19 protein-coding genes are annotated in these 22,314 nt (G+C 65.3%); all 19 read left to right on the top strand.

Annotation, left to right across the window (positions count from 1 at the left end; translation table 11 throughout):
- The first annotated feature begins 192 nt into the window (after positions 1 to 192).
- The 19 genes from WKW82_RS07835 (at position 193) to WKW82_RS07745 (ending at position 22,314) form a co-directional block, all read left to right on the top strand.
- Positions 193 to 1,272, top strand: coding sequence for a pilus assembly protein PilM (locus tag WKW82_RS07835; RefSeq protein WP_340341703.1), 1,080 nt, complete (start codon positions 193 to 195; stop codon positions 1,270 to 1,272).
- Positions 1,269 to 1,892 carry a PilN domain-containing protein gene (locus tag WKW82_RS07830; RefSeq protein ID WP_340341702.1) on the top strand — a complete coding sequence of 208 codons (624 nt, stop codon included), beginning with the start codon at positions 1,269 to 1,271 and terminating at the stop codon, positions 1,890 to 1,892. The genes WKW82_RS07835 and WKW82_RS07830 overlap by 4 nt, the downstream gene beginning before the upstream one ends.
- A 5-nt stretch (positions 1,893 to 1,897) precedes the next feature.
- Positions 1,898 to 2,575, top strand: coding sequence for a type IV pilus inner membrane component PilO (locus tag WKW82_RS07825; protein WP_340341701.1), 678 nt, complete (start codon positions 1,898 to 1,900; stop codon positions 2,573 to 2,575).
- A 20-nt stretch (positions 2,576 to 2,595) separates the two neighbouring features.
- Positions 2,596 to 3,111: a pilus assembly protein PilP gene (locus tag WKW82_RS07820; RefSeq protein WP_422823440.1), complete on the top strand. Its 516-nt coding sequence runs from the start codon at positions 2,596 to 2,598 to the stop codon at positions 3,109 to 3,111.
- The gene (locus tag WKW82_RS07815; RefSeq protein ID WP_422823439.1) at positions 3,108 to 5,318 is read left to right on the top strand and encodes a type IV pilus secretin PilQ; all 2,211 of its coding nucleotides are present in this window, start codon (positions 3,108 to 3,110) and stop codon (positions 5,316 to 5,318) included. The genes WKW82_RS07820 and WKW82_RS07815 overlap by 4 nt, the downstream gene beginning before the upstream one ends.
- A gap of 22 nt (positions 5,319 to 5,340) precedes the next feature.
- On the top strand, positions 5,341 to 5,901 hold the full coding sequence (locus WKW82_RS07810; protein WP_340341699.1) for a shikimate kinase: 561 nt from the start codon (positions 5,341 to 5,343) through the stop codon (positions 5,899 to 5,901).
- A gap of 31 nt (positions 5,902 to 5,932) precedes the next feature.
- Positions 5,933 to 7,033 carry a 3-dehydroquinate synthase gene (aroB, locus tag WKW82_RS07805; protein WP_340341698.1) on the top strand — a complete coding sequence of 367 codons (1,101 nt, stop codon included), beginning with the start codon at positions 5,933 to 5,935 and terminating at the stop codon, positions 7,031 to 7,033.
- Between the two features lie 43 nt (positions 7,034 to 7,076).
- Positions 7,077 to 8,213 carry a deoxyguanosinetriphosphate triphosphohydrolase gene (locus WKW82_RS07800; RefSeq protein ID WP_340341697.1) on the top strand — a complete coding sequence of 379 codons (1,137 nt, stop codon included), beginning with the start codon at positions 7,077 to 7,079 and terminating at the stop codon, positions 8,211 to 8,213.
- A gap of 253 nt (positions 8,214 to 8,466) precedes the next feature.
- Positions 8,467 to 9,696 (top strand): MFS transporter, encoded by a 1,230-nt coding sequence (locus WKW82_RS07795; RefSeq protein WP_340341696.1) that lies wholly within the window; start codon positions 8,467 to 8,469, stop codon positions 9,694 to 9,696.
- A 19-nt stretch (positions 9,697 to 9,715) separates the two neighbouring features.
- Positions 9,716 to 10,276 (top strand): DUF1415 domain-containing protein, encoded by a 561-nt coding sequence (locus WKW82_RS07790; protein WP_340341695.1) that lies wholly within the window; start codon positions 9,716 to 9,718, stop codon positions 10,274 to 10,276.
- Positions 10,273 to 11,172 (top strand): class I SAM-dependent methyltransferase, encoded by a 900-nt coding sequence (locus WKW82_RS07785; RefSeq protein WP_340341694.1) that lies wholly within the window; start codon positions 10,273 to 10,275, stop codon positions 11,170 to 11,172. The genes WKW82_RS07790 and WKW82_RS07785 overlap by 4 nt, the downstream gene beginning before the upstream one ends.
- Positions 11,173 to 11,182: 10 nt before the next feature.
- Positions 11,183 to 11,884: a transposase gene (locus tag WKW82_RS07780; RefSeq protein WP_340341693.1), complete on the top strand. Its 702-nt coding sequence runs from the start codon at positions 11,183 to 11,185 to the stop codon at positions 11,882 to 11,884.
- Positions 11,885 to 12,068: 184 nt separating this feature from the next.
- Positions 12,069 to 16,808, top strand: a complete 4,740-nt coding sequence (locus WKW82_RS07775) for a glutamate synthase-related protein (RefSeq protein WP_340341692.1) — start codon at positions 12,069 to 12,071, stop codon at positions 16,806 to 16,808.
- 186 nt (positions 16,809 to 16,994) lie between these two features.
- Positions 16,995 to 18,473: a glutamate synthase subunit beta gene (locus WKW82_RS07770; RefSeq protein WP_340341691.1), complete on the top strand. Its 1,479-nt coding sequence runs from the start codon at positions 16,995 to 16,997 to the stop codon at positions 18,471 to 18,473.
- 167 nt (positions 18,474 to 18,640) lie between these two features.
- Complete coding sequence (locus WKW82_RS07765; protein ID WP_340341690.1) at positions 18,641 to 19,462, top strand: ABC transporter ATP-binding protein; 822 nt, start codon at positions 18,641 to 18,643, stop codon at positions 19,460 to 19,462.
- A gap of 31 nt (positions 19,463 to 19,493) precedes the next feature.
- On the top strand, positions 19,494 to 20,276 hold the full coding sequence (gene mlaE, locus WKW82_RS07760; protein WP_340341979.1) for a lipid asymmetry maintenance ABC transporter permease subunit MlaE: 783 nt from the start codon (positions 19,494 to 19,496) through the stop codon (positions 20,274 to 20,276).
- Between the two features lie 14 nt (positions 20,277 to 20,290).
- Positions 20,291 to 20,773, top strand: a complete 483-nt coding sequence (gene mlaD, locus WKW82_RS07755) for an outer membrane lipid asymmetry maintenance protein MlaD (RefSeq protein WP_340341689.1) — start codon at positions 20,291 to 20,293, stop codon at positions 20,771 to 20,773.
- 83 nt (positions 20,774 to 20,856) lie between these two features.
- A complete protein-coding gene (locus WKW82_RS07750; RefSeq protein WP_340341688.1) occupies positions 20,857 to 21,528 on the top strand; it encodes an MlaA family lipoprotein in 672 nt (223 codons plus the stop codon).
- A 123-nt stretch (positions 21,529 to 21,651) separates the two neighbouring features.
- A complete protein-coding gene (locus tag WKW82_RS07745) occupies positions 21,652 to 22,314 on the top strand; it encodes an MlaC/ttg2D family ABC transporter substrate-binding protein (RefSeq protein WP_340341687.1) in 663 nt (220 codons plus the stop codon).

Below are 22,314 nucleotides of genomic sequence, written 5' to 3'. Positions count from 1 at the left end.
CGGTCGGTCGAAATACGCGCGACTTACACACGTATTCAACCCGTGATCTAAGTTGCAGAAGAGTCGATTGCCGTCTACTTTTGACAACGAAGTGTTTCTGATTCAAGGTTCAGCTCTTGGTTGGCTGCGCTGCTTACTGCTAGCATGCAACCACTCGCAAATATTTCCAATCGTTACAGGCGGGGATTCAACTTGACTGCACTGCGATCGTTGTTTCGTCGTCAGCCCCCTCCCTTGCTGGGGTTGGATGTCAGTTCGTCCAGCGTCAAGCTGGTTGAGTTGGGTCGCGACGCTGTCGGAAAGCTGGTGCTTGAACGCTGCGCCATCGAGCCGCTTGAACGTGGATGGATCACCGATGGCAACGTCGAGAAGTTCGACGAGGTGGCCGAAGCGGTGCGTCGCGTGGTCCGCAAGAGCGGAACGCGCACCAGGAGCGCGGCCCTGGCGTTGCCGCCTTCGGCCGTGATCACCAAGAAGATCGTCCTGCCGGGTGGCATGAGCGAGCAGGAACTCGAGATCCAGGTCGAGTCCGAAGCCAATCAATACATTCCCTTTTCATTGGACGAAGTCAGCCTCGACTTCTGCGTGATCGGCCAGAACGCGGGGTCGGCGGGTGATGTCGAGGTCCTGATTGCCGCTTCGCGCAAGGAGAAGGTCCAGGACCGGCAAGGGCTGGCGGAGGCGGCCGGGCTCAAGGCCATGATCCTGGACGTGGAGTCCTATGCCTCCCGCCTGGCGACAGCGCGCCTCATCGAGCAATTGCCTACGCACGGGCGCGATGCGGTCGTCGCGCTGTTCGAGGTGGGTGCCTATACCACCAGCATGCAGGTGCTGCGCAACCAGGAAGTGCTGTACGACCGGGATCAGGCTTTCGGCGGCGCGCAACTGACGCAGTTGATCGTGCGCCAGTATGGTTTCTCGGCGGAAGAGGCCGAGACCAAGAAGCGCAGCGGCGAGCTGCCGGACGACTACAGTGCTGGCGTGCTCAAGCCTTTCGTGGCGAGCATCGCGCAGGAAATCGCGCGGGCCTTGCAATTCTTCTTCACCAGCACGCCGCACAACCGTGTCGACTACGTGCTGCTCGCTGGTGGCTCGGCCGCCTTGCCGGGCCTGACCAGTGCGGTCACCCGACAGACCTCGTTTGCCTGTTCGCTCCTGAATCCGTTCGACGGCATGGAGATGGGCCCGGGCATCCGCGAACAGAAGGTTCGACGAGAAGCGCCGTCCTACCTGACGTCCTGTGGCCTGGCCATGCGGAGGTTCGTGCAGTGATCCTCATCAATCTGCTCCCTCACCGGGAGGCGGCGCGAAAGCGGCGTCGCGAGACCTTCTATGCTTCGCTGGGCGCTGCCGCACTGGCGGGCGGCTTGATCGCCGGCGGGGCCTACGTCTGGCTCGAGGCGCAGATCTCCGCGCAACAGGACAAGAACGCCTACCTGCAATCCGAGATCACCAAGCTCGAGGCCGAGATCAAGGAGATCTCCACGCTGCAAGCCGAAATCGCCGCATTGCGCGCCCGGCAGCAGGCTGTGGAAGACCTGCAGGGCGACCGCAACCTGCCGGTGCACCTGATGAATGAACTGGTGCGGCAACTGCCCGACGGCGTGTATCTCGTCAACATGAAGCAGGACAACCAGGCCGTGACCTTGCAGGGCGTGGCGCAGTCCAACGAGCGCGTCTCGGAACTGCTGCGCAACCTGGGCAACAGCCCGTGGCTGGTCAAGCCGGAACTGGTTGAAATCACCGCCGGCACCGTCGCGTTGAACCCGCGTGATACACGTCGCGTCTCCAACTTCACGATGAAGATCGGCCTCAAGCGGCCGACCGATGCGCAAAAGCCGGCGAGTGGTGAAATACCCGCCGCGGCCCCCGCGACAGCGGTGAAAGGATAGGCGCCATGGCGACACGACGCTCCGCTCCGAATATCGACGTCTCCACATCGCTGCGGCGGTTCGGCGACCAGTTCCGCGGCCTGAACCCCAACGATCCATCCGTCTGGCCCGCGCTGCCGCGTTACGCGCTGTTGGTGGTGATAGCGTTGTTGGTGCTGGTGGCGCTGTGGTTCGTCTGGCTCACCAATTCGAACGACATGCTGGAGGCAGAGCGTGCCAAGGAAGCGACGCTGCGCGCCGACTACGAAAAGAAGGTGGTGCTGGCCGCCAACCTCGACATGCTGAAAAAGCAGCGCGAGCAGGTCCAACAATACGTGACGTTGCTCGAAAAGCAGTTGCCGAGCAAGGCTGAAATGGACGCTTTGCTGTCGGACATCAACCAGGCCGGCCTGGGACGGAGCCTGCAGTTTGAACTGTTCCGGCCCGGGGCGGTGCTGGTCAAGGATTACTACGCCGAATTGCCTATCGCCGTCCGCGTCACCGGCCGCTATCACGACATGGGCGCGTTTGCGGCGGACATCGCCAACCTCTCGCGCATCGTGACCCTGAACAATATCGCGCTGGCGCCGGCGAAAGACGGCGCACTGACCATGGACGCCACTGCGCGCACTTTCCGCTACCTGGATGCAGAAGAGCAGAATTTGCAGAAGAAGGCAGCCGCGGCAGCGGGGGCGAAGAAATGAGGTGGCTGCACGTACTGCTGATGGCAACAGCCGTGGGGCTGGTCGGGTGCGGCAACTCCGACCGAGAGGCACTCCAGCGTTGGATGGCCGAGCAGCGGGCGCAGGTGAAACCCACCGTGACCCCCATTTCCGAGCCGAAGAAGTTCACGCCGCAAGCCTACACGGAGGTCGGCGCGACGGAACCCTTCGACATCCAGAAGCTGACCCAGGCGCTGCGGCGCGATTCGGCCCAGCCCAGCACTTCGGGGCTGATCGGCCCTGAACTGGCGCGGCGCAAGGAGGCGCTGGAAGCCTTCCCGCTGGACTCGATGACGATGGTCGGCAGCCTCAACCGCAACGGCAAGCCCGTGGCGCTGGTCAATGTCGACAAGTTGCTCTACCAGGTGCGCGTCGGCGAGCACCTGGGACTCAACTACGGGCTCGTCACCCGTATTACAGAAACCGAACTCGGCTTGCGTGAAATCGTGCAGGACGCCGCCGGTGAGTGGATTGAACGCGTGGCGACGCTGCAACTGCAAGAGAGGCCGACCAAATGAAGCAAGTACAAGATATCGCCGCCAAGTGGCTCCGAGCCGCCAGCATGACGCTGGTGGCGCTGGGCGCCGCCGCGGTCGTTCATGCGCAGAACGCCATCGAGGCCGTGACCAGTTCGACGCAATCCGGCACCGAAGTCATCCGCATCGACCTGACGCAGCCACTCGCGGCGCCACCGACCGGTTTCGCGACCCAGACGCCCGCGCGCATCGCGCTCGACTTTCCGGGTGTGACGAACGGGATCGGCCGCTCGGCCATCGAAGTCAACCAGGGCAATCTCCGCTCGGTCAATGTCGTGCAGGCCGGTGAACGTACGCGCTTGGTGCTGAACCTCAAGCAAGCCACGGCCTACAAGACCGAGATCCAGGGCAAGGCGCTGCTGGTGTCGCTGGAGCCGGTGGTCGGCCCCGCCCTTGCCATCTCCCAGCAAGGCGCGTTCGCGGAGAACCGCAACCGCGACATGCTGCCGATCAAGGATGTGGATTTCCGCATGGGCCCTGACCGCACGGGGCGCGTGATCGTCGACCTGCCGAACAACCAGGTCGGTGTCGACATCCGCCAGCAAGGCAAGAACCTGGTGGTGGAGTTCACCAAGTCGACGCTGCCCGAGGGCCTGCGCCGCCGCCTCGATGTGGCCGACTTCGGCACGCCGGTCCAGTTGATCACCACGCAGCAGTCGGGCGACCGCGTGCGGATGGTCATCGAGCCCACCGGTGAATGGGAACACAGCGCCTACCAGAGCGAGAACCAGTTCGTGGTCGAAGTGCGCGCCCGCAAGATCGACCCGACCAAGCTGACGAAGGGTCCCGGCTACTCGGGCGAGAAGCTGTCGCTGAACTTCCAGAACATCGAGATCCGCTCGCTGCTGCAAGTCATTGCCGACTTCACGAACTTCAACATCGTGACCTCCGACTCGGTCACGGGTTCGCTGACGCTGCGTTTGAAGGACGTGCCCTGGGACCAGGCGCTCGACATCATCATGCAGGCCAAGAATCTCGGCATGCGCAAGAACGGCAGCGTGCTGTGGATCGCGCCGAAGGATGAGATCAACGCCAAGGAAAAGGTCGAGTTCGAGGCCGCTGCTGCGATCGAGACGCTGGAGCCGCTGCGCACCCAGTCGTACCAGCTCAACTACACCAAGGCTGCGATCGTCCAGCAGCAACTGGGTGGCAGCGGCGTGGCCGGGGGTGCAACGGCGACCCGCCTGTTGAGCGCACGGGGCTCCGTCATCGCGGAAACGCGTACCAACCAGCTCTTCGTGTCCGACATTCCCTCGCGGCTGGCGCAAGTCTCGGAGATGATCCTCAAGCTCGACGTGCCGGTTCGCCAGGTGCTGATCGAGGCGCGCATCGTCGAAGCGTCGGACACATTCGGCAAGTCGCTGGGTGTGAAGCTGGGCGGTGGCGTGCTGAATTCCACCAGCAGCTTCGGCACGCAACCGGTGATCACGAATGGCGTGCGCACCGCGGGCATCAACACCTACGGTCCGGGTACGTTCGTCGGCGCCAACCCGCTGGTCAGTGGCATCATCAACAACGCATTGGTGGGTGCCACGAGCACGACGTACACCAACGCGACGGCCAACTCGTCGACGGCCAGCTTCGCGAACAGCAACTTCATCAACCTGCCGGCCGCCCTGGCCAGCGGTGTACAGCCCGGCGCATTCGCACTGTCGCTGTTCAGCTCCAACCTGTCGCGGATCCTGAACCTCGAGATCTCGGCGCTGGAAGAAGACGGCAAGGGCAAGGTGGTGTCCAGCCCGCGCGTCGTCACGGCTGACCAGACCAAGGCGCTGATCGAGCAAGGTACCGAACTGCCGTACCAGGTGGCGACCTCCAGCGGTGCGACCTCCATCGCCTTCCGCAAGGCCAACCTGAAGCTGGAAGTGACGCCGCAGATCACGCCGGAAGGCAACATCATCCTGACGCTGGACGTCAACAAGGACACGGTCGGCCAGGCGACGACGGCTGGCTTCGCGATCAACACCAAGCACGTGCAGACCGAAGTGCTGGTGGAGAACGGCGGCACGGTGGTCATCGGTGGTATCTTCGAGCTCACCGAATCCAACGACGAGTCGCGCGTCCCGGTGCTGGGCGAGGTGCCTTACCTCGGCGGCCTGTTCCGCACGCGCACTCGCACTGCCAACAAGACCGAGATGCTGATTTTCATTACCCCCAAGATGATCACTGACCGCAACGCCGCGCGCTGATGCGCGGCCGTTGCTGAACCGCATGGCGGTCGCACTCGTCGGCTTGCCCGGCGCCGGGAAATCCGCAGTGGGCAGGCGCTTGGGTCAGCGCCTGCAACTTCCCTTCATCGACACTGACAACGTGGTCGAGCAGCGCATCGGCTGCTCGATTCGCGATTACTTCGAGCGAGAAGGCGAGGCGAGTTTCCGAGACATCGAGCAGCAGGTCATCGCCGACCTGGCCCAGGGCGCCGACGGCGTGGTGGCCACCGGCGGTGGCTCGGTTCTGCGCGAGGCCAATCGGGCCATGCTGCGCGGCAGCTTCCACGTGATCTACCTGCGGTCTTCCCCGGAAGACCTGTTCCGCCGGCTCCGGCACGACGTCAAGCGCCCGTTGCTCCAGGTGGCCGATCCGCTGGGGCGTCTGCGCGAACTGCAAGGCGCGCGGGATCCGCTGTACCGGGAGATTGCGCACGACATCGTCGAGACCGGGCGGCCCTCTGTCGCCATGCTGGTCAACATCATCGTGATGCAACTGGAGTTGGCAGGCATCGTGGTGCCGGCGGCGCCACCTGAAATCCCGCCGGTTGACCCTCAGCACTGAGCGCCGGGGCTGCTGCGCCTAAACTCGCGGGATGCCTCTGACCGCGACCCTGGAACGCGTCGAGATTGATCTCGGCGACCGCAGCTACCCCATCCTGATCGGCGACGATCTGCTCGACGATGCTTCGCACTACGCCGGCCTGCCCTCGTCGGCCAGCGCGCTGATCGTCAGCAACACGACGGTGGCGCCCCTGTACGCGCAGCGCCTGCGTGCCGTGCTCGCCCCGCGATTCCGCTCGGTGCACTTGCTGGAACTGCCCGACGGAGAGGTCTACAAGGACTGGCCCACGCTCAACCTGATCTTCGACGCGCTGCTCGGGCATGGTTGCGACCGCAAGACCGTGCTGTTCGCGCTGGGCGGCGGGGTGGTGGGCGACATGACCGGGTTTGCCGCGGCCAGCTACATGCGTGGCGTGCCCTTTGTCCAGGTGCCGACGACGCTGCTGGCGCAGGTCGATTCCTCGGTCGGCGGCAAGACGGCCATCAACCATCCGCTCGGCAAGAACATGATCGGCGCGTTCTACCAGCCGCAACTGGTGCTGTGCGACCTGGGCACGCTGAAGACCCTGCCGCCACGCGAACTCAGCGCGGGCCTGGCCGAGGTGATCAAGTACGGGCCGATCTACGACCTGGAATTCTTCGACTGGATCGAGGCCCACATGGATGCGCTGGTGGCCCGCGACGGCGCCGCGCTGGCCCATGCGGTGAAGCGCAGTTGCGAGATCAAGGCCGAGGTGGTGGGCCAGGACGAGCGCGAATCGGGGCTGCGGGCCATCCTCAACTTCGGTCATACCTTTGGCCATGCCATCGAGTCGGGCCTGGGCTACGGCGAGTGGCTGCATGGCGAGGCCGTCGGTTGCGGCATGGTGATGGCGGCGCACCTGTCGCAGCGCCTGGGCGGCGTGGATGCGGCTTTCGTGGCGCGGCTGACGCGGCTCATCGAACGCGCCGGCCTGCCCTTCGTCGGACCGGCCCTGGGGGCGGAGCGCTACCTCGAACTGATGCGCGTGGACAAGAAGTCCGAGGGCGGCGAGATCCGCTTCGTGCTGTTGGACCGGCCTGGGTCTGCCGTCACGCGTGCCGCGCCCGAGGCGTTGGTGCGGGAAGTGCTGGCGCAGTGCTGCCAAGGCTGAAGCCCGTACCTCCCACTGGTTCCTGTCCCGGCCCTGAAACGGAATGACGCCGTCGCTTGCCCGCTACGCCTGCGACCCCGCGCATTCACGCGGTAGACGCCATCCGGAGCCACCTGCGCCCACGCGCAACGCCTTCCAGCGCGACCGCGACCGCATCGTCCATTCCACGGCGTTCCGACGATTGGTCTACAAGACGCAGGTCTTTCTGAACCATGAAGGCGATCTGTTTCGAACGCGCCTGACACATTCGCTGGAGGTCGCGCAGCTCGGGCGCTCGATCGCACGCGCGCTGGGGCTCAACGAAGACCTGGTCGAAGCCATCGCGCTGGCGCACGATCTTGGCCACACGCCTTTCGGCCACGCGGGGCAGGACGCACTCGATGCGTGCATGGCGGAGCACGGCGGTTTCGAGCACAACCTGCAGAGCCTGCGCGTCGTCGATGAACTCGAGCACCGCTATCCGCAGTACGACGGCATCAACCTGAGCTTCGAGACGCGGGAGGGCATCCTCAAGCACTGCTCGCGCGTGAATGCAGAGCGGCTTGAAAGGCTGGAGCCCGATGGCGTTGCCCGTCGATTCCTGGACCGCATCCAACCGTCGCTGGAGGCCCAACTTTGCAACCTGGCCGACGAGATCGCCTACAACGCGCACGACATCGACGATGGCGTGCGCTCGGGGCTGATCCGCATCGAGGACTTGGCGGGGGTGGAACTATTCGAGCGTTACCGCTCGCAGGCGATGGCCGAGCATCCGCAGCTACAGGGCCGCCGCGTGCTCTACGAGGCGATCCGGCGGATGCTGAGCGCGCAGGTCTACGACGTGATCGACACCACTCGCGCGGCCCTGGAGGCCGCCGCCCCGTCCGATGCCCAGGCGGCGAGGCGCGGCGGGCCTCTTGTGCTATTCGGCGATGCGATGCGCGCCGAGTCGGCCGCGCTCAAGCGTTTTCTCCTGCGCAACCTGTACCGCCATCCGCAGGTCATGCAGACCACTGAGCAGGCCAAGGGCGCCGTGGCCGGGCTGTTCGCGGCCTACCTCGACAAGCCGGCGGAGATGCCTGACTCCTTCGCCGAACGCGCCGACAAGGAGCGTGCCGTGGCCGACTACATCGCCGGCATGACCGACCGGTTCGCGATGCGCGAGCATGAGCGTCTGACTGGAAAGCGGTGGGTGGCATGAGCGCAGCGCCGGGCCGCCCCAAGCAAGCTCGCGCCCCCTCGGGGGGCAGCGAGGACACGAAGTGCCGAGCGTGGGGGCACGGGGACGCAGCGCCGGGCCGCCCCAAGCAAGCTCGCGCCCCCTCGGGGGGCAGCGAGGACACGAAGTGCCGAGCGTGGGGGCACGAGGACGCAGCGCCGGGCCGCCCCAAGCAGGCTCGCGCCCCCTCGGGGGGCAGCGAGGACACGAAGTGCCGAGCGTGGGGGTCGAAACCATGACCGCGCGAGTACCCGTTGCCGCACTGGCTGTGGTCGCGGCCGGGGTGAGCGTCGCCTTGCATCTGGGCAAGCTCTCGCCGGCCATCCCGGCATTGCAATCCACGCTCGGGCTTTCACTGGTCGAGGCCGGCTTCATGCTGTCGCTGGTCCAACTGGCGGGCATGACGCTGGGCTTGGCGGTGGGATTGGCAGCCGACGCCATCGGTTTGCGGCGCAGCATGTTGATCGGCCTGCTGATTGCGACGTTTGCGAGCCTGCTTGGCGGTCTGGCCGGGCAGTTTGCGTCGCCGGGTGTCGTGGCCTGGCTGTTGTTGCTGCGTGCGTTCGAGGGTGTGGGATTCCTGCTGGCGGTGATGCCCGCGCCGGGGCTCATCCGTGCCATGACCCCGCCCGGCACCGAGAAGGCGGCCCTGGGCCTGTGGGGCGCCTACATGCCGCTCGGCGTGGCCTTGGCACTGCTGTGCGGCCCCGGCCTGATCGCGTGGGCGGGTTGGCCTGCGTGGTGGTGGGTGCTGTCAGTGCTGTCCGCCGGCGCTGCCCTGTGGGTGGTGAAGGTGGTCCCCGCGGATGCCCGCCGCGGCACCGGGACGATCGCGGCGAACTGGCGCGGCCGCCTGAAGAGCACGCTCACTGCGCCGGGGCCGTGGTTCGTTGCGCTGGCCTTCGCCATGTATTCGTCGCAGTGGATGGCGGTTATCGGGTTCCTGCCATCGATCTATGCGGACGCCGGCGTGCCGGCCGGATGGAGCGCCGTCCTCACCGCGACAGCGGCGGCCATGAACATCGTCGGCAATATCGTCGGGGGACGCTGGTCGCAGCGGGGCATTGCGCCCGGGCAGCTGTTGCGCATCGGCTTCGGCGTCATGGCGCTCGGCAGCATCATGGCCTTTGCACAGTGGGGGCAGGGCGCCGACGCCATGGGCTTGCCGCCGGCCTTGCGCTATCTTGCCGTGTGTGTCTTTTCGCTGTTCGGTGGTGCCGTGCCGGCGACGCTGTTCATGCTTGCGGTGCGCCTGGCGCCGGGGCCGTCCACCGTGTCGACGACCGTGGGCATGATGCAGCAGGCGTCGGCCCTCGGCCAGTTCATCGCGCCGCCGCTGGTCGCCTGGATCGCGCATCGCGTGGGTGGCTGGCAGTGGACCTGGGTGGTGACCGCGGCGTGTTCGATGGCGGGTATCGTCCTGGCCTCGCGCCTGCCTGCCGTGGCCCGGCGCGCGACCGCATGACGTCGATGGAGGGATCGCGATGATCGATGAAGCACAAGCTGTCGCCGACACCCGTCGCTGGCTGGAGCGCGCCGTGATCGGGCTCAACCTCTGCCCATTCGCCAAGGCGGTGCACGTCAAGGAGCAGATCCATTGGGCCGTCTACCTGCCTGAGAGCGAGGGCGGCCTCCTCGACGCGCTCTTGGCCGAGGCGGCAGCGCTGGTCGCACATGTGCCGGCGGTGCGCGACACTGCGCTTTTGATCGCGCCCAACACCTTGCCTGATTTCCTCGACTTCAACGACTTCACCGCGCGTGCAGAGCGCCGGCTTGCGCGCGCCGGCTACGAGGGCGTGCTGCAACTCGCGACCTTCCATCCGCGTTTCCAGTTCGGCGGCACGGAGCCTGGCGACATCGGCAACGCGACCAACCGCGCGCCGTATGCCACCCTGCACCTGCTGCGTGAAGACAGCGTGACCCGTGCAGTCGATGCCTTCCCTGAAGCGGAAGACATCTTCGAGCGCAACATCGAGACCCTGGAAAAGCTGGGGGCCAATGGATGGGCTGCGCTCGATGTCGGCCCCCGGGCCGCCAAGCCATGAAGGCCACCGCGAAAGCCCTCAAGGCCGAGGCCGAACTGGCCGATGCAGTGCGCCCGGGCCAGTCGATCGAGTTGCTCAAGGAACTGCACATCCTCACCCGCGAAGGCCGGCTGAACCAGGACTCGCGCCGAAAGTTGAAGCAGGTCTACCACCTGTTCCAGTTCATCGAGAAGCTGCTGCGCGAACTGCCGGGCGAAGGCGCCGGCGCGACGCTGGCCGACCACGGCGCTGGCAAGTCCTACCTCGGCTTCATCATCTACGACCTGTTCTTCAAGGCGCTGGGCGGCGGGCATGTCTACGGGATCGAGACGCGCGCCGAACTGGTCGCGAAATCGAAGGCGCTCGCCAAGCAACTCGCCTTCGACCGCATGTCCTTCCTGAACCTCAGCGTGGCCGAGTCGGCGCATTCGAAGGAACTGCCCGCGCAGATCGACGTGGTCACCGCGCTGCATGCCTGCGATACCGCCACCGACGACGCGATCGCTTTCGGGCTGGCGAAGAACGCGCGCTACATGGTGCTGGTGCCGTGCTGCCAGGCCGAATTGGCGGCGAGCCTGCGCGAGAGCAAGGCCTTGGCCCTGTCGCGCACGCCGCTGGCCGAGCTGTGGCGGCACCCGCTGCACACGCGCGAGATCGGTAGCCAACTCACCAACGTGCTGCGTTGCCTGCTGCTGGAGGCGCATGGCTACCAGGTCACGGTGACCGAGTTGGTCGGCTGGGAGCACAGCATGAAGAACGAACTCATCATCGCGCGGCGCACCGGGCATCGGAAGGCCAGCGCGGCGCAGCGCTTGCGCGAACTGCTGGCGCAATTCGGCCTCGACGCGTTGCAGCCCACGCGTTTTCCGCTGCCCGAGGCCCCGCAATCGCCGGAGCCGATCGCCACGCCAGCCTGAGCGTCTTGCCATGGCCCGCCTGCCCCGCCTGACGCTCGCGGACCAGCCGCACCACGTGATCCAGCGCGGCAACAACCGGCAGTCGATCTTTCTCGACACCGAGGATCACGAGCGCATGCTGGCGCTGTTTGCCGAGAACGCGCCCCGCTACGGCGTCGCGCTGCATGCCTACGTGCTCATGGACAACCACTTCCACTTGCTGGCCACGCCCTCAACCGTGGAGGGTCTGCCGAAGTTCATGCAGGCGGTCGGCCGCAGCTATGTGCGCTGGTTCAACGACCGGCATGGCCGCAGCGGCACGCTGTGGGAAGGGCGTTACCGCTCCACGCTGATCCAGGCCGAGCGGTATTTGCTGCCCTGCATGGCCTACATCGACCTCAATCCGGTGCGCGATGGTGTCGTCCATGAGGCGCGCGAGTATCCGTGGTCGAGCCACAACCACTACGCCGGGCTGCGCGCCGATCGCCTGCTGACGCCCCATCCGCTCTATTGGACCTTGGGCAACACACCCTTCGCGCGCGAAGCGGCCTATGCTGATTTGGTGCACGCGGGCGTGGCGTCCCGGGATCTGACGCTTCTCACCGATTCGACCTTGCAAGGCTGGGCGGCGGGCGACGCCGCCTTCGTCGAGAAACTGCAGGCTGCGACCCCGCGCCGCGTGACAAAGGCGCGGGCAGGACGGCGTCCGCAAGCGCTCAAGTTGCCTGGATAAAAACGCCCGGCGAAGCGCGTGGATCCTGAGGAGGTTGCTATCGAATTTGATATGTCCCTATTTAATAGTTGACTATCTGATTCAGAAATTAATCAGACTCTGACCCCTATTAAAGTTCTTGGCACTGTTTGTGCAATGCAATATTCTCCGTTTCCCCGCGAAAAATTGAAGAAGGAGTGCGCCCATGACCACGGATGCAGAAATCCAGCACCTGGAACAACACGGACTGTATTCGTCCGCCAACGAACATGACGCATGCGGCCTCGGCTTCGTCGCCCACATCAAGGGTGAGAAGCGCCATGACATCGTCACGCAAGCACTCAAGATCCTCGAGAACATCGATCATCGCGGCGCCGTGGGTGCCGACAAGCTGATGGGCGACGGCGCCGGCATCCTGATCCAGATCCCTGACGCGCTCTACCGCGAAGAGATGGGCAAGCAGGGCGTGAATTTGCCGCCCTACGGCGAATACGGCGTCGGCATGATCTTCCTGCCCAAGGAACATGCCTCGCGCATGGCCTGCGAGCAGGAAATGGAGCGCGCCATCAAGGCCGAAGGCCAGGTGCTGCTCGGCTGGCGCGATGTGCCGGTCGACAGCGACATGCCGATGTCGCCCGTCGTCAAGAAGATGGAGCCGATCCTGCGCCAGGTCTTCATCGGCCGCGGCAACGACGTGATCGTGCAGGACGCGCTGGAGCGCAAGCTGTACGTCATCCGCAAGACCGCCAGCGCCAACATCCAGAACCTCGCGCTCAAGCACAGCAAGGAATACTATGTTCCGAGCATGTCCAGCCGCACGGTGGTCTACAAGGGCCTGCTGCTGGCCGACCAGGTCGGCGTGTACTACAAGGACCTGTCGGACGAGCGCTGCGTCTCCGCGCTGGGCCTGGTGCACCAGCGCTTCTCGACCAACACCTTCCCCAAGTGGCCGCTGGCCCACCCGTACCGCTACGTCGCCCACAACGGCGAAATCAACACGGTGCGCGGCAACTACAACTGGATGCTGGCCCGCGAAGGCGTGATGTCCTCGCCCGTGCTCGCGGCCGACCTGAAGAAGCTCTATCCGATCAGCTTCGCCGGCCAGTCCGACACCGCCACCTTCGACAACTGCCTCGAACTCATGACCATGGCCGGCTACCCGATCAGCCAGGCCGTGATGATGATGATCCCCGAGCCGTGGGAACAGCACGGCAACATGGACGAGCGCCGTCGCGCCTTCTACGAATACCACGCCGCGATGATGGAACCGTGGGACGGCCCGGCCTCGATCGTCTTCACAGACGGCCGCCAGATCGGCGCCACGCTGGACCGCAACGGCCTGCGCCCCTCGCGCTACTGCGTGACCGATGACGACCTGGTCATCATGGCGTCCGAGTCCGGCGTGCTGCCGGTGCCCGAACACAAGATCGTGCGCAAGTGGCGCCTGCAACCCGGCAAGATGTTCCTCATCGACCTGGAACAAGGCCGCATGATCGACGACGAGGAGCTCAAGGCCAACGTCGTCAACACCAAGCCCTACAAGCAGTGGATCGAGAACCTGCGCATCAAGCTCGACAACGTGCAGGCGCCGGCCGCCGAAGTGCCGGCCAGCGAAGTCTCGTTGCTGGACCGCCAGCAAGCCTTCGGCTACACGCAGGAAGACATCAAGTTCCTCATGAGCCCGATGGCGCAGGCCGGCGAAGAGGGCATCGGCTCGATGGGCAACGACAGCCCGCTGGCCGTTTTGTCGAGCAAGAACAAGACGCTCTACAACTACTTCCGCCAGATGTTCGCGCAGGTGACGAACCCGCCGATCGACCCGATCCGCGAGGCGATCGTGATGTCGCTCAACAGCTTCATCGGTCCCAAGCCGAACCTGTTGGACATCAACCAGGTCAACCCGCCGATGCGGCTGGAAGTCACGCAGCCGATCCTCGACTTCACCGACATGGCGAAGCTGCGCGACATCGAGAAGCACACGCAGGGCAAGTTTAAGAGCAGCACGCTCGACATCTGCTACCCCGCCGACTGGGGCCGCGAAGGCATCGAAGCCAAGCTGGCCTCGCTGTGCGCAGAAGCGGTGGACGCGATCAAGGGCGGCAGCAACATCCTGATCGTCAGCGACCGCGGCATGAGCGCGACGCGCGTGGCGATCCCGGCGTTGCTCGCTTCCAGCGCGATCCACCAGCACCTGGTGCGTGAAGGCCTGCGCACGACGGCCGGCCTGGTCGTCGAGACCGGCAGCGCCCGCGAAGTGCATCACTTCGGCGTGCTGGCGGGCTACGGCGCGGAAGCCGTCCACCCGTACCTGGCGATGGAAACGCTGGCCTCGATGCATGCCGACCTGCCGGGCGACCTGTCGGCCGAGAAGGCGATCTACAACTACGTGAAGGCGATCGGCAAGGGCCTGTCGAAGATCATGTCCAAGATGGGCGTGAGCACCTACATGAGCTACTGCGGCGCGCAGCTGTTCGAGGCCATCGGCCTGAACAGCGACACCGTCGGCAAGTACTTCACGGGCACGGCCAGCCGCGTCGAAGGCATCGGCGTGTTCGAGATCGCCGAGGAAACGCTGCGTACCCACGCCGCCGCCTTCAGCGACGACCCGGTGCTGGCCAACATGCTCGACGCTGGCGGCGAATACGCTTGGCGCACGCGCGGTGAAGACCACATGTGGACGCCCGACGCGATCGCCAAGCTGCAACACAGCACGCGCGCCAACAACTGGAGCACCTACAAGGAATACGCGCAGATCATCAACGACCAAAGCCGTCGCCACATGACCCTGCGTGGCCTGTTCGAGTTCAAGCTCGACCCGGCCAAGGCGATTCCCGTCGAGGAAGTCGAAGCGGCGGCCGAGATCGTCAAGCGCTTCGCCACCGGTGCGATGTCGCTGGGCTCGATCTCGACCGAAGCGCATGCGACGCTGGCCGTAGCGATGAACCGCATCGGCGGCAAGAGCAACACGGGCGAGGGTGGTGAAGATCCTTCGCGCTATCGCAACGAACTCAAGGGCATCCCGGTCAAGGTCGGCGACACGCTCAAGAGCGTCGTCGGTGAAGCCAACGTCGAAGTCGACCTGCCTTTGAAGGCCGGCGATTCGCTGCGCTCGAAGATCAAGCAGGTCGCCTCAGGCCGCTTCGGCGTCACGGCCGAGTACCTGACCTCGGCCGACCAGATCCAGATCAAGATGGCGCAGGGCGCGAAGCCCGGCGAGGGCGGCCAGTTGCCGGGCGGCAAGGTGTCGAACTACATCGGCGCACTGCGTTACTCGGTCCCGGGCGTGGGCCTCATCAGCCCGCCGCCGCACCACGACATCTACTCGATCGAAGACCTCGCGCAACTGATCCACGACCTGAAGAACGTCGCACCGCATGCCAGCATCAGCACCAAGCTGGTCAGCGAAGTGGGCGTGGGCACGGTGGCCGCGGGCGTGACCAAGTGCAAGAGCGACCACATCGTGATCGCGGGCCATGACGGCGGCACCGGCGCATCGCCGTGGTCGTCGATCAAGCACGCGGGCGGTCCGTGGGAAATCGGCCTGGCGGAGACCCAGCAGACGCTGGTGCTGAACCGCCTGCGCGGCCGTGTGCGCGTGCAGGCCGACGGCCAGATGAAGACCGGCCGCGACGTCGCCATCGGCGCGTTGCTCGGTGCTGACGAGTTCGGCTTCGCCACGGCGCCGCTGATCGTCGAAGGCTGCATCATGATGCGCAAGTGCCACCTGAACACCTGCCCGGTGGGCGTGGCCACGCAGGACCCGATCCTGCGCAAGAAGTTCTCCGGCAAGCCCGAGCACGTCGTCAACTACTTCTTCTTCATCGCCGAGGAAGTGCGCCAGATCATGGCGCAGCTGGGCATCCGCAAGTTCGACGACATGATCGGCCGCGCCGACCTGCTCGACATGAAGAAGGGCATCCAGCACTGGAAGGCCAGCGGCCTGGACTTCAGCCGCCTCTTCGCGCTGCCGGAAGTGCCGGCCGACGTGCCGCGCTTCCATGTCGAGAACCAGGACCACGGCCTCGAACACAACCTCGACACCAAGCTCATCGAGAAGTCGCGCGCGGCCATCGACAAGGGCGAGAAGGTGCAGTTCATCGAGGTGGCGCGCAACGTCAACCGCACCGTCGGCGCCAAGCTGTCGGGGGCGCTGACCCGCGTGCATCCCGAAGGCCTGCCGGACGATTCGATCCGCATCCAGCTCGAAGGCACGGGCGGCCAGTCCTTCGGCGCCTTCCTGGCGCGCGGCATCACGCTCTACCTGATCGGCGATGCCAACGACTACACCGGCAAGGGCCTGTCGGGCGGCCGCATCGTCGTGCGTCCGAGCCTGGACTTCCGCGGCGAGGCGGTACGCAACACCATCGTGGGCAACACCGTCATGTACGGCGCGACCACCGGTGAAGCGTACTTCTGCGGCGTAGCGGGCGAGCGCTTCGCGGTGCGCCTGTCGGGCGCCACGGCGGTGGTCGAAGGCACGGGCGACCACGGTTGCGAATACATGACCGGCGGCACGGTCGCGGTGCTCGGCAAGACCGGCCGCAACTTCGCGGCCGGCATGAGCGGCGGCGTGGCCTTCGTCTACGACGAGGACGGCCAGTTTGCTTCGCGCTGCAACCTGTCGATGGTCTCGCTCGACAAGGTGCTGACCAGCGCCGAGCAGACCGCGAGCATGCACAAGAAGATCTGGCACACCGGCCAGACCGACGAGGCGCAACTCAAGAAGCTGCTGGAAGACCACCACCGCTGGACCGGCAGCAAGCGCGCCCGCGAACTGCTGGACGACTGGCCGACCGCGCGCACCAGGTTCGTGAAGGTGTTCCCGAACGAATACAAGCGCGCCCTCGCCGAGATCCACGACCGCCAGGTCGAACTCGCGAGCAGCGGCAACGATGCGCATGCCGGCCTGGAGCCGCATGCCACGCGCAAGCCGGCCAAGGTCTGAGCGTTCCAGCTTTCGTTTTGAAGATCAACTAAACAAGACAACCCCGCGGCCCACATCCGATGCAACTGCCTCGACCCCTTCGGGAAACACCATGGAACCGGCTTTGCCGGGCCGTTGGTGTTGCCCCCTTGAGGGGGAGGCGGCTACACGAAGTGAGCAAGCAACGGGGGTGTAAAAGGATTCACGATGGGAAAAATCACCGGCTTCATGGAGCATGAGCGCATCGAGGAGGGCTACAAGCCTGTCGACGAGCGTGTCAAGCACTACAAGGAATTCGTCGTCGGCCTGACGCCGGCGCAAGCGAAGGTGCAGGGTGCGCGCTGCATGGACTGCGGCACGCCCTTCTGCAACAGCGGCTGCCCGGTCAACAACATCATTCCGGACTTCAACGACCTGGTCTACCGCGACGACTGGCAAAGCGCCTTCGCGGTGCTGGACTCGACCAACAACTTCCCCGAGTTCACCGGCCGCATCTGCCCCGCCCCGTGCGAAGCGGCCTGTGTGCTGAACGTGAACGACGACGCCATCGGCATCAAGTCGATCGAGCACGCGATCATCGACCGCGCCTGGGACGAAGGCTGGGTCGAGGCGCGTCCGGCCCGCATCAAGACCGGCAAGAAGGTTGCCGTGGTCGGCTCCGGCCCGGCCGGCATGGCGGCGGCGCAGCAACTCGCGCGTGTCGGCCATGACGTGACGCTGTTCGAGAAGAACGACCGCGTCGGCGGCCTGCTGCGCTACGGCATCCCGGACTTCAAGATGGAGAAGTCGCACATCGATCGCCGCGTCGAGCAGATGAAAGCCGAGGGCGTGACCTTCCGCCTCGGCGTGATGGTCGGTGCCGCGAAGGATCCGCTCGGCAAGGGCTCCAAGGTCATCAACTGGGCCAAGGAAACCATCACGCCCGAGCAACTCGACAAGGAATTCGACGCCGTGCTGCTGACCGGCGGCGCCGAGCAGTCGCGCGACCTGCCTGTGCCCGGTCGCGACCTCGACGGCATCCATTTCGCGATGGAATTCCTGCCGGTGCAGAACAAGGTCAACGCGGGCGACAAGGTCAAGGGCCAGATCCGCGCCGACGGCAAGCATGTCATCGTGATCGGCGGCGGCGACACCGGCTCCGACTGCGTCGGCACCAGCAACCGCCACGGCGCCGTCAGCGTCACGCAGTTCGAGGTGATGCCGCAGCCGCCCGAGGAAGAAAACCGCCCGATGACCTGGCCCTACTGGCCGATCAAGCTGCGCACCAGCTCCAGCCATGAAGAAGGCTGCGAGCGTGAGTTCGCCATCTCGACCAAGGAATTCATCGGCGACAAGGGCAAGGTCACCGGCCTGAAGACCGTTCGCGTCGAATGGAAGGACGGCAAGATGGTCGAGGTCGCCGGCAGCGAGAAGATCCTCAAGGCCGACCTGGTGCTGCTGGCCATGGGCTTCGTGAGCCCGGTCGCGAGCGTGCTGGATGCCTTCGGTGTCGAGAAGGATGCGCGCGGCAATGCCAAGGCGACGGTGGAGTTCACCGGCGGCTACGCGACCAACGTGCCGAAGGTGTTTGCTGCGGGTGACATCCGTCGCGGCCAGTCGTTGGTGGTCTGGGCCATCCGCGAAGGCCGGCAGGGCGCGCGGGCCGTGGACGAGTTCCTCATGGGGTACAGCGACCTGCCGCGTTGACCGCTACCAAGCCCCCAGGGCCGGGCTGCACCCGGCCCGCTCCCCAGGGGGGAGTCCAGTCGAGAGGGCAGCGCCAAATCGACTTGGGAAGCTCCGCCCCATGGTTCATTTATCATAGGGGGCCGCTGAGCCGGGATGCCTGAGAGGGTTCCCGGCTTTTCTGTTTCATGAGCACTACACCCCCACCACTGATCGAATTCAAGGACGTCACGTTCGGCTATGGCGCGCGCGTCATCCTGAGCGGGGTGTCCTTCAGCGTGCCACGGGGCAAGGTGACCGCGCTCATGGGTGCGTCCGGCGGCGGCAAGACAACCGTGTTGCGTCTTGTCGGTGGCCAGCAGCGTGCACAGGGCGGGCAGGTGCTTTTCGACGGCCAGGACGTCGGCAAGATGGCGCCGACCGCACTCTATGCGGCGCGGCGCCGCATGGGCATGCTGTTCCAGTTCGGTGCGCTGTTCACGGACATGAGCGTGTTGGACAACGTCGCCTTTCCATTGCGTGAGCACACCCGGTTGCCCGAGGCCCTTGTGCGCGACATCGTGCTCATGAAGCTCGACGCGGTCGGCCTGCGCGGCGCGCGCGACCTGATGCCCAGCGAGGTGTCGGGCGGCATGGCGCGGCGCGTGGCGCTGGCCCGCGCGATCGCACTCGACCCCGATCTGGTCATGTACGACGAGCCTTTCGCCGGCCTCGACCCGATCTCCCTCGGCACCGCGGCGCGCCTGATCCGCCAACTCAACGACACGCTCGGCCTGACCAGCATCATCGTGTCGCACGACCTCGAGGAAACCTTCCGCATCGCCGATCACGTGATCGTGCTGGCCAACGGTGGCATCGCCGCGCAGGGCCGACCGGACGAGGTGCGCAAGAGCGAAGACCCCTTGGTGCACCAGTTCGTGAACGCATTGCCGGACGGCCCGGTTCGTTTTCACTACCCTGGAGTCAGCGTGGCCGACGACTTTGGCGACTCGCAAGGAGGTCGTGCATGAGCGACAGGACCTGCCAGTCGCGGGGGCATCGATGAGTTGGTGGCGACCTTCCGACATCGGCTTCGCCGTGCGGAGCAAGCTCGCGAACATCGGCCATGCGGCCGGGTTGTTCGTGCGGCTGCTCGGGCCCGGCGCCAAGGCATTCCGGCGCTTCGGCCTGGTGCGGGACCAGATCCATTTCCTCGGCAACTATTCGCTCGCGATCATTGCGGTGTCGGGGCTTTTCGTCGGTTTCGTACTGGGGCTGCAGGGCTACTACACCTTGCAGCGCTACGGATCGGCCGAAGCGCTTGGTCTGCTGGTGGCGCTGGGCCTGGTGCGAGAGCTCGGCCCGGTGGTGGCTGCGCTGCTGTTCGCGGGTCGCGCAGGCACATCGCTCACGGCGGAGATCGGCCTCATGAAGGCCGGCGAGCAACTCAGCGCCATGGAGATGATGGCCGTCGATCCAGTGGTGCGCATCCTCGCGCCGCGGTTCTGGGCGGGCGTCATCACCATGCCGCTGCTGGCGGCGGTGTTCAGCGCGGTTGGTGTGATCGGCGGCTACATCGTCGGCGTGGTCATGCTGGGCGTCGATGCAGGCTCGTTCTGGGGCCAGATGCAAGGCGGCGTGGACGTGTGGCGCGATGTCGGCAATGGCGTGATCAAGAGCATCGTGTTCGGATTCACTGTCACTTTCATCGCGTTGCTGCAAGGTTATGAGGCGCAACCGACACCCGAGGGCGTTTCGCGCGCTACCACACGAACGGTGGTGATGGCATCCCTCACCGTGCTGGGGCTGGATTTCCTGCTGACCGCGATGATGTTCAACATTTAGGAGGGAGGAAGTAAATGCAACGCTCCAACAAAGACATCTGGGTCGGCCTGTTCGTGCTGATCGGCGCGGCGGCATTGCTGTTCCTCGCCTTGCAATCGGCCAACCTGCTGAGCGTCAATTTCCAGAAGACCTACTCGGTCAAGGCGCGCTTCGACAACATTGGCGGCCTCAAGCCCCAGACCGCGGTCAAGAGCGCGGGCGTCGTGGTGGGCCGGGTCGACGCCATCGCCTTCGATGACAAGAATTACCAGGCCACCGTCACGCTGGCCCTGCAAACTCGTTACAGTTTCCCGAAGGACAGCTCGCTCAAGATCCTGACCAGCGGCCTGCTGGGCGAGCAATATATCGGGATCGAGGCGGGTGCCGAGGAAAAGACGTTGCAGCCTGGTGACACGATCACGGCCACACAGTCGGCGGTCGTGCTGGAGAACCTGATCAGCCAGTTCCTCTACAGCAAGGCGGCCGAAGGCTCGCAGCAGAACAACAGCAAGAAATGAAACGCAGTCCCGTCCCATGCAGCGCCGTCCGAAAGATGGCCGGTCGCATTCGCCTTGCCGGCGCAGCGGTCGGCTTCGCGTTGATGGCGGGCTATGCCAGCGGCCAGACCACCAGCCCCGTCGATCCGTTCGAGCCATTCAATCGCGCTGTGTTCCGCTTCAACGACGCCCTCGATGAGGCCGTGCTAATACCCGCGGCCAGGGCCTACCGAGCAGCGCTGCCGCAGCCTGTCCGCACCGGCGTGGGTAACTTCTTCAACAACATCGGAGACGTCTGGAACTTTGCCAACAGCGTGATGCAATTGCGGGCGGAGCACAGTGCCCAGACCTTCATGCGTCTGAACGTGAACACTGTGTTCGGGCTTGGCGGCATTCTCGACGTCGCCACCGAGCTCGGCATCGAGCGGCACCGGGAAGACTTCGGCCAGACCCTGGGCCGCTGGGGCGTGCCGCCCGGCCCCTACATCATGTTGCCGGTGCTCGGTCCGTCGACGGTGCGCGATACCGCGGCGTTGCTGGTGGACCTCAACGGCGACGGCGTGGCGGCGATTCGGCCGGTGGCGGCGCGCGATATCAGCTACATCATCCGCGTGGTGGATGCGCGTGCACAATTCCTGCGCGCCAGCCAGTTCCTGGGCGATGCCGCGCTCGACAAATATTCGTTCACGCGCGACATCTGGCTGCAGCGCCGCCAAGCCGACGTGGACGACGGCAAGCCAAGCAACGACGACGAAGATGACGGCCGCGGTCGTTGATCCCATGTCGCTGGCGTTTGGTTGCGGGCGAGCCTTTGCGTTTTGCGGGAACTGTGTCTGCCGGGCGTCGCTCTGATGCGTTAGGGCCCCTTGTGGCCCGCTTTGAGAAGAAGGAATTACCAGATGAACCAGATTCTGAAACGCCGCGCATTCGGTCGTTTTGCCTTGACCAGTGCGGTGTTGTTCAGTGGGGCGGCCGTTTACATGCGCCCCGCCCGCGCCGCCGATGAGGCGCCCGACGCGCTGGTCAAGCGCCTCACGACCGAGGTGCTCGACATGATCCGCAACGACAAGTCGATCAAGGCCGGCGACATCAACAAGATCATGGCGCTGGTCGATGCCAAGGTCATGCCGAACCTGAACTTCCAGCGCATGACGGCCTCGGCCGTCGGCCAGGCCTGGCGCACGGCCACGCCCGAGCAGCAGAAGCGCCTGCAGGAAGAGTTCAAGCTGCTGCTGGTGCGCACCTACGCTGGCGCGCTCGATCAGGTGACCGACCAGAACGTGACCGTGAAGCCGTTCCGCGGTTCGGCAGACGAGAAGGAAGTGCTGGTGCGCACCGAGGTCCGCGGCGCTGGCGGCGGCGAGCCGATCCAGCTCGACTACCGGCTCGAAAAGACTCCCGGCGAGGGCAGTGGCTGGAAGATCTACAACCTCAACGTGATGGGCATCTGGCTCGTCGACACCTACCGCACCCAGTTTGCCCAGGAGATCAACAGCAAGGGCATCGACGGCCTGATCGCTGCACTGGCCGCGCGCAACAAGGGCAACAGCGCCAAGAGCTGA

The organism is Variovorax rhizosphaerae, assembly GCF_037889975.1.
In the GTDB taxonomy this organism is placed as follows: domain Bacteria; phylum Pseudomonadota; class Gammaproteobacteria; order Burkholderiales; family Burkholderiaceae_C; genus Variovorax; species Variovorax rhizosphaerae.
This window is presented reverse-complemented; position numbering and strand designations above follow the sequence as displayed.